Annotated in this window: 14 protein-coding genes; 4 read left to right on the top strand and 10 right to left on the bottom strand. The window is 66.1% G+C overall.

What is annotated here, in order from left to right; translation table 11 throughout:
* Window positions 1-194: 194 nt before the first annotated feature.
* Window positions 195-1,448, bottom strand: coding sequence for an MFS transporter (locus B9Z01_RS03165; RefSeq protein WP_085480786.1), 1,254 nt, complete (start codon window positions 1,446-1,448; stop codon window positions 195-197).
* Between the two features lie 478 nt (window positions 1,449-1,926).
* On the opposite strand from B9Z01_RS03165, the gene B9Z01_RS03160 reads away from it, so the two are divergent.
* Window positions 1,927-3,642, top strand: coding sequence for a methyl-accepting chemotaxis protein (locus B9Z01_RS03160; RefSeq protein ID WP_085480785.1), 1,716 nt, complete (start codon window positions 1,927-1,929; stop codon window positions 3,640-3,642).
* A gap of 93 nt (window positions 3,643-3,735) precedes the next feature.
* Here B9Z01_RS03160 and B9Z01_RS03155 read toward each other — a convergent pair whose 3' ends face one another.
* The 4 genes from B9Z01_RS03155 to B9Z01_RS03140 are packed head-to-tail and all read right to left on the bottom strand — an operon-like array spanning window position 3,736 to window position 8,674.
* Window positions 3,736-4,611 carry an efflux RND transporter periplasmic adaptor subunit gene (locus B9Z01_RS03155; RefSeq protein WP_085480784.1) on the bottom strand — a complete coding sequence of 292 codons (876 nt, stop codon included), beginning with the start codon at window positions 4,609-4,611 and terminating at the stop codon, window positions 3,736-3,738.
* A 13-nt stretch (window positions 4,612-4,624) separates the two neighbouring features.
* Window positions 4,625-4,825, bottom strand: a complete 201-nt coding sequence (locus tag B9Z01_RS03150; RefSeq protein ID WP_085480783.1) for a DUF1656 domain-containing protein — start codon at window positions 4,823-4,825, stop codon at window positions 4,625-4,627.
* Entirely contained in the window at window positions 4,815-7,031 is a 2,217-nt protein-coding gene (locus B9Z01_RS03145; RefSeq protein WP_085480782.1) for an FUSC family protein, read from the bottom strand. Before B9Z01_RS03145 ends, B9Z01_RS03150 begins: the two co-directional genes overlap by 11 nt.
* 11 nt (window positions 7,032-7,042) lie before the next feature.
* The gene (locus B9Z01_RS03140; protein ID WP_085480781.1) at window positions 7,043-8,674 is read right to left on the bottom strand and encodes an efflux transporter outer membrane subunit; all 1,632 of its coding nucleotides are present in this window, start codon (window positions 8,672-8,674) and stop codon (window positions 7,043-7,045) included.
* Window positions 8,675-8,935: 261 nt separating this feature from the next.
* Between B9Z01_RS03140 and B9Z01_RS03135 the strand changes: the two genes are divergently transcribed.
* On the top strand, window positions 8,936-9,874 hold the full coding sequence (locus tag B9Z01_RS03135; protein ID WP_085480780.1) for a LysR family transcriptional regulator: 939 nt from the start codon (window positions 8,936-8,938) through the stop codon (window positions 9,872-9,874).
* Between the two features lie 229 nt (window positions 9,875-10,103).
* Window positions 10,104-10,256, top strand: a complete 153-nt coding sequence (locus B9Z01_RS35395; protein WP_167387421.1) for a hypothetical protein — start codon at window positions 10,104-10,106, stop codon at window positions 10,254-10,256.
* A gap of 124 nt (window positions 10,257-10,380) precedes the next feature.
* Here the strand turns inward: B9Z01_RS35395 and B9Z01_RS03125 are convergent, their stop codons facing one another.
* The 4 genes from B9Z01_RS03125 to wrbA form a co-directional block, all read right to left on the bottom strand.
* Complete coding sequence (locus B9Z01_RS03125; RefSeq protein ID WP_085480778.1) at window positions 10,381-11,187, bottom strand: metallophosphoesterase; 807 nt, start codon at window positions 11,185-11,187, stop codon at window positions 10,381-10,383.
* A gap of 43 nt (window positions 11,188-11,230) precedes the next feature.
* Window positions 11,231-12,649, bottom strand: coding sequence for an FAD-binding oxidoreductase (locus B9Z01_RS03120; RefSeq protein ID WP_085480777.1), 1,419 nt, complete (start codon window positions 12,647-12,649; stop codon window positions 11,231-11,233).
* Window positions 12,650-12,743: 94 nt separating this feature from the next.
* The gene (locus B9Z01_RS03115; RefSeq protein WP_085480776.1) at window positions 12,744-13,217 is read right to left on the bottom strand and encodes a DUF2069 domain-containing protein; all 474 of its coding nucleotides are present in this window, start codon (window positions 13,215-13,217) and stop codon (window positions 12,744-12,746) included.
* 38 nt (window positions 13,218-13,255) lie between these two features.
* Complete coding sequence (gene wrbA / locus B9Z01_RS03110) at window positions 13,256-13,858, bottom strand: NAD(P)H:quinone oxidoreductase (protein WP_085480775.1); 603 nt, start codon at window positions 13,856-13,858, stop codon at window positions 13,256-13,258.
* Window positions 13,859-14,034: 176 nt separating this feature from the next.
* Here wrbA and B9Z01_RS03105 point away from each other — a divergent pair, with 176 nt between their 5' ends.
* A complete protein-coding gene (locus B9Z01_RS03105; protein ID WP_085480774.1) occupies window positions 14,035-15,348 on the top strand; it encodes a YihY family inner membrane protein in 1,314 nt (437 codons plus the stop codon).
* Window positions 15,349-15,377: 29 nt separating this feature from the next.
* On the opposite strand, the gene B9Z01_RS03100 is transcribed toward B9Z01_RS03105, so the two are convergent.
* Window positions 15,378-15,698: an Mpo1-like protein gene (locus tag B9Z01_RS03100; RefSeq protein WP_085480773.1), complete on the bottom strand. Its 321-nt coding sequence runs from the start codon at window positions 15,696-15,698 to the stop codon at window positions 15,378-15,380.
* Between the last annotated feature and the right edge of the window lie 8 nt (window positions 15,699-15,706).

The raw sequence follows: 15,706 nt of genomic DNA, 5'->3' as shown, positions 1-15,706 counted from the left end.
AATCTGTCTGCAGATCATGCGAAGCAGATAAAAAGCACAAAAATCGCCTAATGTGGCCGTTAAAACGGACGCTCCTCAGCCCATAGAAGGACTAGCCCCACAAGAGTGCGCCCATGCAGGACGCCCCAAAAGAAAAAGGCGCCCCAAGGCGCCTTTCCCTGCATGCATCCGCACGCAACATCAACTCAAACCACTCACGCCTTCACGCGCTTACCCTCCACGTCCGGCAGCAGCACAGTCAGCACGCCGATCAGCGGCAGGAACGAGCAGACCTTGTAGACGAATGCGATGCTGGTCGCGTCGGCGAGTTGGCCGAGCACCGCTGCGCCAACGCCGCCGAGGCCGAACGCGAAGCCGAAGAAGAGGCCCGCGACCATGCCGACCTTGCCGGGAATTAGCTCCTGCGCGTAGACGAGAATCGCCGAGAATGCCGACGCCAGCACCACACCGATCACGACCGTCAGCACGCCGGTCCAGAACAGGTTCGCGTACGGCAGCAGCAGCGTGAACGGCGCGACGCCGAGGATCGACACCCAGATCACGTATTTGCGGCCGATCTTGTCGCCGATCGGCCCGCCGATCACCGTGCCCGCCGCAACCGCCGCGAGGAACACGAACAGATGGATCTGCGCGGCCTGCACCGACAGGTGGAACCTGTCGATCAGATAGAACGTGAAGTAGCTGTTGATGCTCGCGAGGTAGAAGTACTTCGAGAACACGAGCAGAACCAGCACGCTCATCGCCATGGCGATCTGGCGGCGCGGCAGCATCGCGTGAGCCGCCTCGCCGCGCGCCTTCTTCACCGACGGATGGCGCTTGTACCAGCGGCCGATCTGCGTGAGCACGACGATCGCGACGAGCGCCGCCGCCGAGAACCACGCAATACTGCGCTGGCCGTGCGGAATCACGATCAGCGCGGCGAGCAGCGGCCCGAGCGACGAACCCGCGTTGCCGCCGACCTGGAACAGCGACTGCGCGAGGCCGTGACGGCCGCCCGAAGCCATGCGCGCGACCCGCGACGATTCCGGATGGAACACCGACGAACCGCAACCGACCAGCGCCGCGGCGACGAGCAGCACGCCGAAGCTCGGCGCGACCGACATCAGCAGCAGGCCCGTGAGCGTGAAGCCCATGCCGACCGGCAGCGAGTACGGTTTCGGATGCTTGTCGGTGTAGCTGCCGACGAGCGGCTGCAGCAGCGACGCCGTGATCTGGTAGGTCAGCGTGATGAGGCCGATCTGCCCGAACGACAGCGAGAAGTTCTCCTTGAACATCGGGTAGATCGCCAGAATCAGCGACTGGATCATGTCGTTGAGCAGGTGCGAAAAGCTGATCGCACCGAGCACGGAATACACCGTGCGCTGGGCCTTGGCGACGGCGGGCGCGGCCGGGGATGAGGGCGGCGAGGATGCGCCGGCGAGGGCGTTTTTATCGAGGCTCGTTTCCATACGCTAGATGAAGGAGATCAAGGCAAACATTGAGGTGAGAAATCGGCGGCGGCCGGTGCGTGGCGAGCCGTTCGTAACTTTTTGGTTTTTTTTGCAGCGTCTCGCGGGGATTTCACGAAAATCCGCAGCATTTCGCCGCGGCAACCGGAACTTTCAAGCATTTAGTCGAAGTGTAATGTGGCTTGAGCCAATTGTACGGACAAGTTTTGTCGCGAATCGGACACGAATCGGATGTCAATGAGAGCGAGAGGCGGCCATTACGAATAAACGGGGAATCATCGGACCAATCGGGCTGAAACTTTTTGGCCGGTTTTTGGGCCAGGTATAAAGCGCTCGCCGTCGTGCGGCTGGTAAGGCGGCCCGTGGCTCTGCGCAAGCCGTATTCAAGATCATCGACGTTGCTGCCGTAGACCCGGTGAGATAAGCGGTCATGCCGGAACCGACCTTTCCGGTCGATCTACACGTGGGGACGGGGAATATGAAAGTAGTGGCGCGAAGCGGCCGGGACGGCGCGGGCTTGCTGGGGAATGGGCCGGACGACGGGCCGATGAGCAACCCAACAGACAACCCAACAACCGGCCCAGCCAATGCACGGCCACGCGGCCCGTCAGCCCGCGCGGGCTCGAAGCCCGGCGGCCTGTCGGTGAAGGCGACGCTGCGCATCGCCTTCGCGGTGCTGCTCGCCGGCACGCTGCTGATCGGCGTGTTCTCGCTCGCGCAGATCAGCCGCCTGAATGCATCCGCGCAATCGATCTACGACCAGGGCCACGTCGCGAGCCGGGCCGCCGAAGAAGCGCGCGGCCACATGCTGCGCGCAAGCCGCGCGCAAAAGATGCTGCTGACCGCGACCACCGCGAAGGAGCGCGACGAACTCGGCGCGGACATCGAGCGCGGCCTCGCCGGTCTCCGCGGCCAGCTCGGCACGCTGCAACGCTACGTCGATACGTCCGACGCGAAGGCGGCCGGCAAGCAGAAGGCGTTTGCCGCCGCGGTCGCCGCATGGAGCGCGCATCTGCGCGACTTCGTGACGCTCGTCAAGGCGCAGCCGCTCGACCTGTCGCAGATGAACTGGCAAGTCGGCACGCAGGACGTGTCGCTGCTCGTCGAAACCGGCAAGCTCGAAAAGCTCGTCGACGAACTCGTCGCGCAACGCGCCACCGCCGCGAAGGCGACCATCGACGCGTCCGGCTTCATCTATCACTCGTCGTTCGTCATGATCGCGGTGATGACGCTCGCGCTGATCGTGCTCGCGGCCGGTATCAGCACGTGGGTGGTGCGGCGGCTCACCGCGCAACTCGGCGGCGAACCCGCGTACGCGAAGGAAATCGCGAGCCGCATTGCCGCGGGCGATCTGTCGAACCGCATCGCGCTCGGCGGCAAGGATCGTTCGAGCATGCTCTACGCGCTTTGCGACATGCAAAGCGGACTCGCGTCGACCGTTGCCGGCATCGCGTCGAGCGCGGATGCGATCGCGACCGCGTCGGGGCAGATTTCGATGGGCAACCTGGATCTGTCGCAGCGTACCGAGCAGCAGGCGATGGCGCTCGAGCGCACCGCGACGAGCATGGAGCAGTTGACCTCGACGGTCCGTCAGAACGCCGACAACGCGAAGCAGGCGAGCACGCTTGCGAACAGCGCGTCGGCGATTGCCGAGCAGGGCGGTGCGGTGGTGAGCCGCGTGGTCGCGACGATGAACGACATCGACGAGAGCGCGCGCAGCATCGGCGACATCATCGGCGTGATCGAGGGGATCGCGTTTCAGACGAATATCCTCGCGCTGAACGCGGCAGTCGAGGCGGCGCGCGCGGGCGAGGAAGGGCGCGGCTTTTCGGTGGTCGCCGCCGAGGTGCGCAACCTCGCGCAACGCAGCGCGGCGGCGGCCAAGGAGATCAAGGGCTTGATCCAGACCTCGGTCGAGCGCGTGAGCAACGGCTCGGCGCTCGCCACCGACGCCGGTCAGACGATGGACGAAGTGGTCAAGGCCGTGAAGCGCGTGACCGACATCATGGGCGAGATTTCGGCGGCCTCGTCTGAACAGAGCGCGGGTATCGAGGCGATCAATCTCGCCGTCACGCAGATGGATGCGGGCACGCAGCAGAATGCCGCGCTGGTGGAGGAGGCGACCGCCGCGGCCCGCTCGCTCGACGATCAGGCGCGCGGGTTGAAGGCGATGGTGGGGCAGTTCAGGCTGTGAGGCCGAAGCCGAAACCGCCGCACAAGCGCGGCTTCGCTCCGCTCCGCAGTGACCGCCGCAATAACCGCAGCAGCGACCGCCGCGGCGCCCCCATCAACTCGCCTTCACCGCCCCCGGCCGCACGATCACCGTGCAGGTCGTGCCCGCCGCGAGCACGACATCATCGGGCACGGAGTCGATCTTCACGCGCACCGGCACGCGCTGCGCGAGGCGCACCCAGTTGAAGGTCGGGTTCACGTCCGCGAGCAGTTCGTGGCTTTGCGGATTGTCGCGGTCGTAGATGCCGCGCGAGATGCTTTCCACGTGGCCCTGCAGCGTGCCGCCGCTCATCAGCCGCACTTCGGCCTTGTCGCCGATGCGCACGTGCGGCAGTTTGGTCTCCTCGAAGTAGCCGTAGACCCAGAACGAGTGGCTGTCGACGATCGCGAGCTTCGCGGCGCCTGCCGTCGCATAGTCGCCGCGGAACACGGAGAGGTTCGTCACGTAGCCGTCGACCGGCGACACCACGCGCGTGCGCTCGAGGTTCAGCTTCGCGGCGTCGAGCGCGGCGAGCGCCTGCTGGTACGCGGCATCGGCGGCGGACGCGGTATGCGTGGCGTTTTCGCGGCTTTCCTTCGACACCACGAGCGCGTCCATGTCGGCACGCCGTTGCGCGTCGTCGCGCTTCATCTGCAATTCAGCCTTGCGCGCGGCGACCGCCGCCTGCGCCTGCTCGACCGCGATCTGGTAGTGCGACGGATCGATCTGCATGAGCAGGTCGCCCTTCTTCACGAACTGGTTGTCCTTGACCGGCAGATCGACGATCGCGCCCGACACGTCGGGCGCCACGTTGACGATCTCGGCGCGCACGCGCCCGTCGCGGGTCCACGGTTCGTCCATGTAGTGAATCCACAGCACGCGGCCAATCAGTATCGCGACGACAAAAATGACGGCTGTCGCGATGAAGCCCACAAGATTTCGGATGGTCATGTTTCGACTTTGATCAACGATAAACGGCGAGGCCGAGAAGGCCGCACACAGATACGAGCAAGCTGGCCCGGAACAGGGAGGGATGCCACACCACGCGATAGAGGCCGGTATAGGCGATCGCGCGGTCCAGCAGCCAGGTGAGCGCGGCGCCCGCGATGAAAAGCAGCACGATGGCCGGCACGTAGGCATCGAGCACGGCGATATCACGTGGCATGAGGAACTCCTTCTTCTTCTGACGCGCCGCCGCGTCCATGCATCGCCGAGGCAAGCGGCGACTGCGGATCGAGCAGCGCGGTGCGGATGAAATGCAGTTGACTGAGGATGCGCAGCAACTGGTGGCGTTCTTCGCGCGACGGCGTGAAGCCTGCCATCATCTGCTGCACTTCGGCGATGGCAGCGGTGGTCGCCGCGAGCGCGCGCTCGAAGCACTCCTCGCGCGGCCGCTCGAAGAGGGCGCTCAAGGCATCGATCAGGCTGCGCAGCGCGACGCGCCACGGCGCCGTTTTTGCGTGGCACGCATGCGAGGGCAGCGCGGCTACTTCGTGGCGCAGATCGATGACCGCGTTGCCGATTTCGAGCACCGAGAAGAGCCAGCGCAGCGTGTCGCGCTTCAGTTCGGGCGCGTTTTGCGACAGCGCGTTGATCTGGAACATCAGATCGCGCGCGCCGCTCTCGAAGCGCGAACGTACACGGCGCATGCCAGCGCTGCCGGCCAGCACGACCTGACGGCGCAGGTCGATGAGCAGGCGGTTGCGCAGCCACGGCGTCGACGGCGGCAACAGCACCGCGAACGCGATCGACGAGACGAGTATCGACAGCACGAGCGCGAGCGCGTCGTTCATGAACGAGCTCGGGTCGTAGTGCATCACGTTGTCGGGCCCGGCGAGAAAGCAGAAGAAGATGCAGTAGCCCACGCCGTAGCCTGCGAGCGCCGGGCGCGTGGTCATGAACACGCCGAGCAGCAGGAACGGCGTGAGCGCGACGCACAGCATCGCGAAGCCGTCGATGTGCGGAAACACGCCGAACACCGCGATCATGCCCATCAGCGCCGCGAGCATGGTGCCGCCCGCCATCTGGAACGCGGTACGCTTCGGATCCGGCGCCGACGACGCCAGCGCGCAGATCGCCGCCGCGTTCAGCGTGAGCGTCGCGCCGCTCGGCCACGCGGTCGCGATCCAGAACGCGCCGAGCACGACCATCACGATCGCGGCGCGCAGACCCGCGACGCCCGCCGCGATCGCGTTGGTCTTCGGCTCGTAGCGCTCGATCCAGCGCTCGCGCTCGTGCGTGTCGACCGCGAGCGACGCATAGGTGGCCGCGTAGGCGTGCAGATCGTCGATGAAGCGATACAGCAGTTCGGCGGCGGTGTCGAAGTCGAGCAGCGGCGCGTCGGGGTGCGTCTCCAGTTCGGCGCGGGTCGCGCGCACGCGCTTCGGCAGCTCGGCCTTGTAGGTGTCGAGCTGGGCCGCGGCGTGCGCGGCATCGGCTGCGGAGAGCACCGGTTCACCCGACTTCGCGAGCAGCGGCGCGATCTCCTTGAAGTAGGGCTCCAGCGCCGCGATCGCGATGGCCGCGCCATGCGTGCCGCTCGCGCGCAGACGGTTCATCAACTGATGCAGTGCGTGAAAGCGCGTCGAGGCGGTCATGAATTCGCTGTTCAGACGCGCGAGCCGGCCGCCGCGCATGCGCGAATCGGGGCCTTCGAATACCGCGACGCTGCGCGCCGCCTCGAAGCCGACGATATCGGCGACGAAGCGCGCATTGGTCGCTTCGATCTGCGCGCGGTCGTTGCGCCCGGCAAGCGACGCCGACACGTATTCGACGAAGCCCGAGAAACGCGCACGCACGGTGCTGCGCATCTGCATGCCGGCGAACTGCGGGAACACGAGACCGCTCACCGCGCCCGCGCAGATGATGCCGACCACGATTTCCGCGACGCGCGTGAGCGCGCTCAGAAACGCGCCGTCCGGATGCTGCGAGGCGGGAATGCCGATCAGCGCGGCCGTATAGCCGGCCAGCACGAAGCCGTACGAGCGGAAGTTGCGGTTGCGCGCGGCGCCCGCGGTGCAGATGCCGACCCAGATCGCCGTCGAGAGGATGAAAAGCTCAGGCTGCTGCGCGAACAGGCCGATCAGCGCGAGCATCACGACGAGGCCGACGAGCGAGCCGCAGATCCGGTAGAAGCTCTTCGCGAACACCGCGCCGCTTTGCGGCTGCATCACGATGAAGACGGTGGTCATTGCGGTGCGCGGCTGCGGCAGGTCGAGCTTCATCGCGATGCCGAGCGCGAGAAAGCACGCGGCGAGCGCCTTGAACAGATAGACCCACGTGAGGCCGTCGGTGCGCGCCCATTCGGCGGCGGCCGCGTACCACGCGGCAAGCGACGCCGGGCGCGCGGTGGAGGAAGGAGAGGCGGACATGGCCGTTTGCCTTACTCGGGAGCGGAAGCAGAAGCGGGCGCGTGGGTGGTGCGCGAGGCGATAGCGGCGGTGTTCGCGCTTGCGCTTGCATCCGCATGCCCATCCGCACCGGCGGCCGCCACTTTCGCCGCTTCACTACCCGCCGCGCCGCTCTTGCCCTTGCCATGCGCGGGCAGCGTTTCGCTGTCCTGCGGCCCATTGGCCGGCTCGTCGAGCCCGCCGCCGAGCGCGGTCATCAGCGACGCATGCGCGCCGAGGCGCTCGGCCTGGATCTTCGCGACGCCTTCCTGCGCGCGCAGCAACTGGCTCTGCGCGACCAGCACGTTCAGATAGTCGGTCAGGCCGCGCCGGTAGCCTTCGCGCGAGAGATCGTAGTTCTTGCGGGCCGCGGCGACCGAGCGGTCGGCGTCGTCGGCCTGGGTCGAGAGCGAACGCATGCGGATCACCTGGTCGGAGATGTCCTTCAGCGCGCTCACGATCGACTGGTTGTAGCGCTCCACCGCTTCGTCGTAGCCCGCCGATGCCGCGCCGAGCTGCGAGCGCAGCCGGCCGCCGTCGAAGATCGGCAGCGACAGCGCCGGACCCACGCTCCAGCTATGCGACGGATTCTTCAGGAACTGGAACAGCGGCCCCATTGCCGCATAGCCGCCGATCGACGCGAGCAGGTTGATGTCCGGATAGAAGTCGGCCTTGGCGACGTCGATGCCGCGCGCCTGCGCGGCGACCGTCCAGCGCGCCGCGACGACGTCGGGCCGATGGCCGATCAGGTCGGCGGGCAGCGCGGACGGCAGACCGGCGGGCGCGGCGAGCGACAGCGTCGGGCGCCCGATTGCATCGCCCGCACCCGGGCCCTTGCCCGCCAGCGCGGCCAGCTGGTTGCGGCCGAGCGCGATTTTTTCCTCGATCTCGTCGATGCGGCGCTCGTACTCCGGCATCGGCGTCTCGGCCTGGCTCACTTCGAGCTGCGTGCCGATGCCGCCTTTGAGACGCCGGTTCGCGAGGTCGACGATTTGCTGCTGTTGCTGCAGCGTCGCCTTCGCGATGTCGAGCAGCGCGTAGTTCATCGACATCTCGACGTAGGTGCGCACGACGTTGGCTTGCAGTTCGAGCTGCGCGGCGCGCGCATCGGCGGCGCTCGCGTGCGCGAGGTCGAGCGCGCGCTCGGCGGCGTTTTTGTCCTTGCCCCAGATGTCGAGGTGATAGGCGAGGCCGAGCGTGCCGGTGTTGTTCCACGACTGCTCGCCCGCGAGCGGTCCCGGACCGTAGTACAGGTTGTCGGCCCATTTCTGCCGCTGGATCGACAGGCTGCCGTTGACCTGCGGCGCGAGTGCCGCGCGCGCGACGCCGGCCATCGACGCCGCCTCGCGCACGCGCGCCTGCGCGGCCGCGAGGCTCGGGTTGCCCGCCTGCGCGGCTTCGATCCACTGGTTCAGCTGCGGATCGTCGTAGACGCGCCACCAGTCGGCGGCGGGCCATTGCGCGTCGGCGTTGGCGGCGTGGATCGCGTTGCCCGCGTCCAGCGACGCAGGGGCAATCGCGTCCGCTTGCGGCGCGACGCCTCCGGTACTTGCGCAGCCGGCGATTGTTAATAGGATCGCAAGAACCGCGGCTGCGGCGATCCCTTTCTGTACCGGAGACTGCACGATTTCCTCCAAAAATGACTATAGAAACTTGTGCGCTATTATATTTTTTGATTGATTGGGAAATAACCGGTAAAGATGCAAGGCATTTTTACGAAACATGAGATAATTGTCTTTGCGGAACATGCAACAATCGCCACCGATCAATCGCAATTACGCTGGATGAGATCGGGGTCGATGCGCTGCATGGGACCGGAGTAGGTGTCAAAGCGCCGACTCTGGATCGATAGCTAAAGCGCCGGCTCCGGATCGATAGGAAAGGGTATGGACACGCTTCAAAACATGCGCGTATTCGTCCGCGTCGTCGAAGCGGGCAGCTTCACGGGCGCCGCGCAGCATCTGAATACGACTACGGCGTACGCGTCGCGCGCGGTCTCCGATCTGGAGGCGCATCTGCGCACGCGGCTCCTGAACCGCACGACGCGCCGCATCGCGCTGACCGAGGCCGGCGAGCGCTATCTGCAACGCTGTGAGCAGATTCTCGCGTATGTGGACCAGGCGGAGGCCGAGGCGAGCGACGCGCACGCGCGCCCGTCGGGCAAGCTCAAGGTTCACGCGATGACGAGCTTCGGCCAGCACTACGTGGTGCCCGCCGTGGGCCGCTACCAGGAGCGCTACCCGGACGTGCATATCGAACTGACGCTCGCGCAGCGCATGCCCGATCTGCTCGACGAGGGCTTCGACGTTTCGCTGACGCTCGCGACCGGCTTGCCCGATTCGGGGCTCGTGTCGCAGCGCCTTGGCAGCGCGTTCAGCATCGTGTGCGCGTCGCCCGCGTATCTCGAGCGGCATGGCGTGCCGCAAACGCCTTCGGATCTTGCGCGCCATACGTGCCTGCAATTGGTCGCGCCGGTGTTCCCGCCGGACAAATGGACCTTCGACGGCCCGAACGGCGAGGAAACCGTGGCGCTCGGCGCGGCCACGTTTCAGGTGAACGTGGCCGAGGCGATGGCCGTGGCCGCCTGCAAGGGCATGGGCGTCGGCCTGATTCCGATCTATTCGGCGATCAGCGGTTTGCGCAGCGGCGAGCTCGTGTGGCTGCTGCCCGAATACACGTCGCAGGAAATGAACCTGTATGCGCTGTATCCGTCGCGGCAGTATCTGGACGCGAAAATCCGCACGTGGGTCGAATTCCTGCGCGACGAACTGCCGGCCACGCTCGCTGCGGATCAGGTGGAATTGCGCCAGTTCGCGCGCTCGTGAGGGGCGCGGGTTGATGTGCCGGGCCCGCCGCACGCATGCCCTTGCAATGTTTGACGCATGGGAGCCGCGCGGCGTGACAGCCTGTTACATAAGTGCGGCGCCGCAACACTTCCTTACTTTTCGCGCGCGGGCGATTTGCTAACGTGTGGTTCACGCGCTGCCGCTCCGGCCGCACGCGCGGAATTCGCCGCCGTTCGGCACTTTGCAACCACTGAAGGACGACAGATTCATGGATACGCACCTGATGATCGGCGTGGCCGTCATGCTGGGACTGATCGGCGTCGCCGCATCGCGCGAGCTGCTGCGCCGCATGCGCATACAGCAGCCGCAACTCGTGCCGGTCAAGGTCGAGCAGCAGGATATGCAGCCGCGCGAGCGTTGAGCGAGGCCGTAGGACTCCGCTCCCGGAGGGTTTTTCCTTGATGCGCTTTTAAAGCACGTGGCTGTAGCAGGTCCCGCAGCGCGTCCAGTCGCAGGTCCTTTCCCTCTCCCCGAGTTTCCCGCGTCTAGATCTCGACGACCTTATCCCACGCAAACAGCGGATTTTCCCATTGCCTGCTGCGCCGGTCGAAATAGCCGCGCGGATTGCACACGACGCGCGTGCCGTTCACGGTGTAGTCGAACGACGTATGCGTGTGGCCGTGAATCCATAGCGCGACAGGTGCGTGCACGAGTTCCGGCAGGTGGCTGACGAAGCCCGCCGATACGCGGTCCTCGGCATAGCGCGCGGCAAGACTCAGCCGATGCGGCGCATGATGCGTGACCACGATCGTCTTGCCGCCGAACGGCTTCGCCAGCTCCGCTTCGAGCCACGCGCGCGCGTGACGATGCAGCGCGAGCGAGTCGGCGGGCGTGAAGTCGCGTGCGGCATCGTGCGTGCCGTGCGGCCAGTTCATCTGGATCAGTCCGAGATAGTCGAGCATGACGCGGCGCGCGGCATCGATCGATTCTTCGATTGCGTCGGGCGTCGCGCCGTACAACGCGAAGTCGGTCCACAAGGTCGTGCCGAGCACGCGCCAGCGGCCTTGCGGATCGACGAGCGCGGCGTTGTTCAGCACGTGCACGTTGTCGACCTGCGCGGCCGCATCGATGAGCGCGCTTTCGAGCGCGCCGAATTCGCCGTCGTAGTACTCGTGATTGCCCGGCACGTAGACGACGGGCAGCGCGCCGTCGAACGTCTGCGCGGCCCAGCGCGGGCCGGCCGCGTGGTTGTGAATGTCGCCGGCCAGCACGACCAGATCCGCCTGCGCGTGCGCAATCAGCTCGGGCTCGTCGTTTTCCAGATGCAGATCGGACAGCACGCGAATCTTCACGGATGCAACTCCTGCAAACGCCCCCGCGCGGGGGCTTCAGACGTTAGCGTAGCACCTTGCCCGGGTTCATCAGGTTGAGCGGATCGAACGCCTGCTTGAGCACGCGCATCATCCGCACCTCGACGTCCTGCTTGTAATGGGCAGCCTCGTCGATCTTCAATTGGCCGAGCCCATGTTCCGCGCTGATGCTGCCGCGATGCGCGTGCACGCTGTCGTAGACGATCCGGTTGATCGGGCTCTGGTACTCGTTCAGAAACGCCTTCGCGTCGACGCCCTCGGGCGCCTGCACGTTGTAGTGCAGATTGCCGTCGCCGAGATGGCCGAACGTGACCATGCGCGCGCCCGGCGCGGCCTCGCCGATCGCGGCGTCGGTCGCCTCGATGAAGTGGCCGATGCGCGAGATCGGCACCGCGATGTCGTGCTTGATGTTCAGGCCTTCTTCGGCCTGCGCGAGCGGAATGTGTTCGCGCAGATTCCAGAACGCGCGCGACTGCGCGAGGTTTTCCGCGACCACCGCGTCCTCGACGAGACCTCGTTCCAGCGCCGTTTCCATCAGATGCTCGAACAGTGTGCGCGCGTGCGCCTCGCTTTCGCTGTCCGACAGTTCGAGCAGCACGATCTGCGCATGCGGTTCGGCGAACGGATAGCGCATCTGCTCGAAATGCCGGCCGACGAGGCGCAGGCAGAAATCCGACATTAGTTCGAAGCCGGTCAGAAGCGGCCCGGCGATGCTTTGCGTGAGCGCGAGAAAATCGAGCGCCGCGTGCGGCGACGCGAGCGCGGCGAGCGCGGTGACGCGCGCGGCCGGTTGCGGATGGAGCTTGAGCACCGCCGCGGTGATGATGCCGAGCGTGCCTTCCGCGCCGATGAAGAGGTCGCGCAGATCGTAGCCGGTGTTGTCCTTGCGCAGCCCGCGCAGGCCGTCCCACAGCTCGCCTTGCGGCGTCACGACTTCGAGGCCGAGGCACAGTTCGCGCGTGTTGCCATAGCGCAGCACGCCGGTGCCGCCCGCGTTGGTCGAGAGATTGCCGCCGATCGTGCAGCTGCCTTCGGCGGCGAGGCTCAGCGGAAAGAGGCGCCCGGCCGCTTCGGCGTGCTTCTGCACCTCGGCGAGGATCACGCCGGCTTCGACCGTGATCGTGTTGTTGTGAGGATCGATGTCGCGCACGCGATTCAGCCGCCGCAGGCTGATGACGGCCTGCGCGCCGCTCGCGTCGGGCGTCGCGCCGCCCGCGAGGCCGGTGTTGCCGCCTTGCGGCACGAGTGCGATGCGATGCTCGGCGGCGAGCGTCACGAGCGCCGCGACTTCGGCGGACGTAGCCGGGCAGAGCACCGCGCATGCCGCGCCCGTGTAGCGGCGGCGCCAGTCGGTGATATAGGGGGCCGTGTCGTGCGGGTCGGTCAGTACGTGGGCCGCGCCGATGGCGTCCCGGCAGGCGGCGAGGAAGGCGGTTTGGGTCATGTGGGTTGGCTGGAAAGGTTGGGCGCGGGACGCGGGTGTCACATGTTCAGGCGAGGTTCAGGCGAGGTTCAGGCGAGCGGCTGCGCGGGCTTGTTCAGTCATGCGTGGTTTCGCGATCGGCAGCAGCGTGCGCGGCATCGGCGGCTGCCTGCTTCTGCATCCGCTTCGCCGCGCGCTTGAACGGCCCGACATAGGCGAGCGTGCTCGCGAAAAAGATCACGGCAAGCAGAGCTTGCAGCCAGCCGAGACGCGAACTCAGCCCATGGTCGCTCCAGCCGCGCACGACGCCCTCGGCGAAATACAGCAGGATCAGCATCGACGCCCATTGCAGCGTATAGAGCCGGCGTTGCCACACGCCCGGCAGCGCCGCGAGCAGCGGTAACGCCTTGAGCACGAGCAGCGAGCCGCCGGGACGCAGCGGGGCGAGCCACCATTCCCATGCGACGGCGAGCGCGATCATCGTGACCAGCGTGAAAGCGGCGACGAGCGCGGCAGCGGCTTTGGGCTGCACGGGCGCGGTCTCGCGGATATCCCCGCGTTCGATTGGCGGCAGATCGGATTCGCTCACGGCATTTCGCTCACGTTCGGTCGCTCGTGGTCTCTCGCTCACGGCCTTTCGCTCATCACGGCCGCCGTGCGCGCGACGCGTGCGCCCAGTGCGGTCGCGAGCGTCTTCTCTTCGGCGGAGATACCTTGCCCGGCCGTTCCCGCGCGCGCGAAATGCGACGCGCCATACGGCGTGCCGCCCGTTTGCGTAGTGGAGAGCGCGCTCTCGGTGTATGGAATGCCGACGATCAGCATGCCGTGATGCAGGAGCGGCAGCATCATCGAAAGCAGTGTGGTTTCCTGGCCGCCGTGCAGGCTGCCGGTCGACGTGAACACGCAGGCCGGCTTGCCGGCGAGCGCGCCTGAGAGCCACTGCGGCGTGGTGCCGTCGAGAAAGTATTTGAGCGCGGCCGCCATGTTGCCGAAGCGGGTGGGCGAGCCGAGCGCGAGGCCCGCGCATTCCTCGAGGTCGCGCAATTCGACGTAGGGCGGCCCTTCGGCGGGGATGTCCGGCTCGGCCGCCTCGCAGACCGTGGAAACCGCCGGCACCGTGCGCACGCGCGCCTGCATGCCGGGGACGCTGTCGACGCCGTGCGCGATCGCCAGCGCGAGTTCGCGCGTGGCGCCGTGACGGCTGTAATAAAGCACGAGAATGTCTTTCATAGGCCTCATCGGTGAACGGGTATTATAGGGGCTCGGTCCGTTGTACAGGCCGCTCGTGGCCGTTCATGAGCCGTTCATGAGCCGCTCATGGGCCGTTTCACCAGGTGCCGCGTGCGGCTCATGCAGTCCCGATCAAGCAGTCCCAATTGAGCAGTTCAGGAAGCAAGGAGGCAGGTTTGTTGTCCAGGGTGCGTTTCGATCTCGACACGCTCAAACGGCTCGCGCAGTTTGCCGCGCAGCGCATCGGCGAGGACCGGATTCCGCAGGTGGCGGGCAGCTTGACCTTCACGACGATGCTCGCGCTCGTGCCGCTCGCCACGGTGGCGTTCGCGTTGTTCACCGCATTTCCGATCTTCAGTTCGTTCCAGGCGTCGCTGCAGTTTTTTCTCGCCGACCACCTGATGCCCGCGCAACTGAACGACCAGATTTTCAAGTATCTGAACCAGTTCGCCTCGAAAGCCAAAGGGCTGACGACGATCGGCATGATCGTGCTGTTCGTCACCGCGGTGATGACGATGATGACCGTCGAATCCGCGTTCAACGTGATCTGGCGCGTGCGCAAGGCGCGGCCCCTCGCGCAGCGCATTCTGGTCTACTGGGCGATCATCACGCTCGGGCCGATTCTGATCGGCGTGAGCCTCTCGATCTCTTCGTATCTGTTCACGCAATCGATGTCGTTCTCGGCCGCGCAGCGCATCACGCCGCTGATCGAATGGGCGCTCACGGGCGCCGCGCTGCCGCTCACCGCGCTCGCGTTCACGATGCTTTACGTTTATTTGCCGAATTGCCGGGTCGAGTGGCGCGATGCGGTGATCGGCGGCGTGACCGCCGCGATCGCGTTCGAACTCGCCAAACGCGGCTTTGGCTACTACGTGCGCCGCATTCCCACCTATACCGCGGTGTACGGCGCGTTTGCCGCGATCCCGCTGTTCCTGCTGTGGATGTACCTGTGCTGGTTCATCTCGCTCACCGGCGCGATGATCGCGTCCGCATTGCCGGCGATTCGCATCGGCCAGTTTCACCGGCCCGTCTTCAACGGCAGCAATCTGTTCGATTCGCTCGAACTGCTCGCGCGGCTTTCCGAAGCGCGCGAGGCCGGCAAGCCGGGCTACACGATGCCCGAGCTTGCACGCATGCTTCGCCGTGACATGGACACGACGCTGATGCTGCTGCAGCGGCTCGAGGAAATCGAGTGGATTGCGCGCCTGCAGGAGGACCTGAGCGGCCCGCACTACCTGCTGCTCGCGAACCCGGCGCAGGTCACGGTGCAGCGCCTGTTCGACCTGTTTGTGATCGACCGCGCGGAACTTGCCTACCAGCTCGAACTGGAATCCACGCGGGTGGATGGCGGGATGCTGCTGGCGGCGCTCGACAACGACAAACTGAAAATTACGCTCGCTGCGTTGCTCGTGGCACGCGCGGCCGCGAGAGCGGCCCGTGCAGGGGGGAGCGAGCAGACGGCGGCTTCGATGCCGCATCAGGCGGCGTGAGGTTGCGGCTCAGGCCGCCGCCGGCCCGGCTACAGCGAAATTTTCCCCACGCAGATGTCCTTGAACATCACCCAGTCGCCCATCAGGCTGTAAAACGGATGGCGGAAAGTGGCCGGCTTGTTCTTCTCGAAGAAGAAATGGCCGACCCACGCAAAGCCATAGCCGCAGATCACCGCCGCCGGCAGCCATAGCCAGTCGCCGGTGGCGAGCGCCATGGCGAGGCAGCCAATCACGCCGAGCGATCCGACGAAATGCAGCCGCCGCGAGACCAGGTTGCGATGCTCGCTCAGGTAGTACGGATAAAACTCCGCGAAACTCGCGAAGTGATCGGTGTGCGCGGTATGAGCCATGATGGCCT

This window comes from Paraburkholderia susongensis, assembly GCF_900177725.1.
In the GTDB taxonomy this organism is placed as follows: Bacteria; Pseudomonadota; Gammaproteobacteria; order Burkholderiales; family Burkholderiaceae; genus Paraburkholderia; species Paraburkholderia susongensis.
The sequence above is the reverse complement of the archived record's forward strand: the minus strand, read 5'-3'. Positions and strand labels throughout refer to the sequence as shown.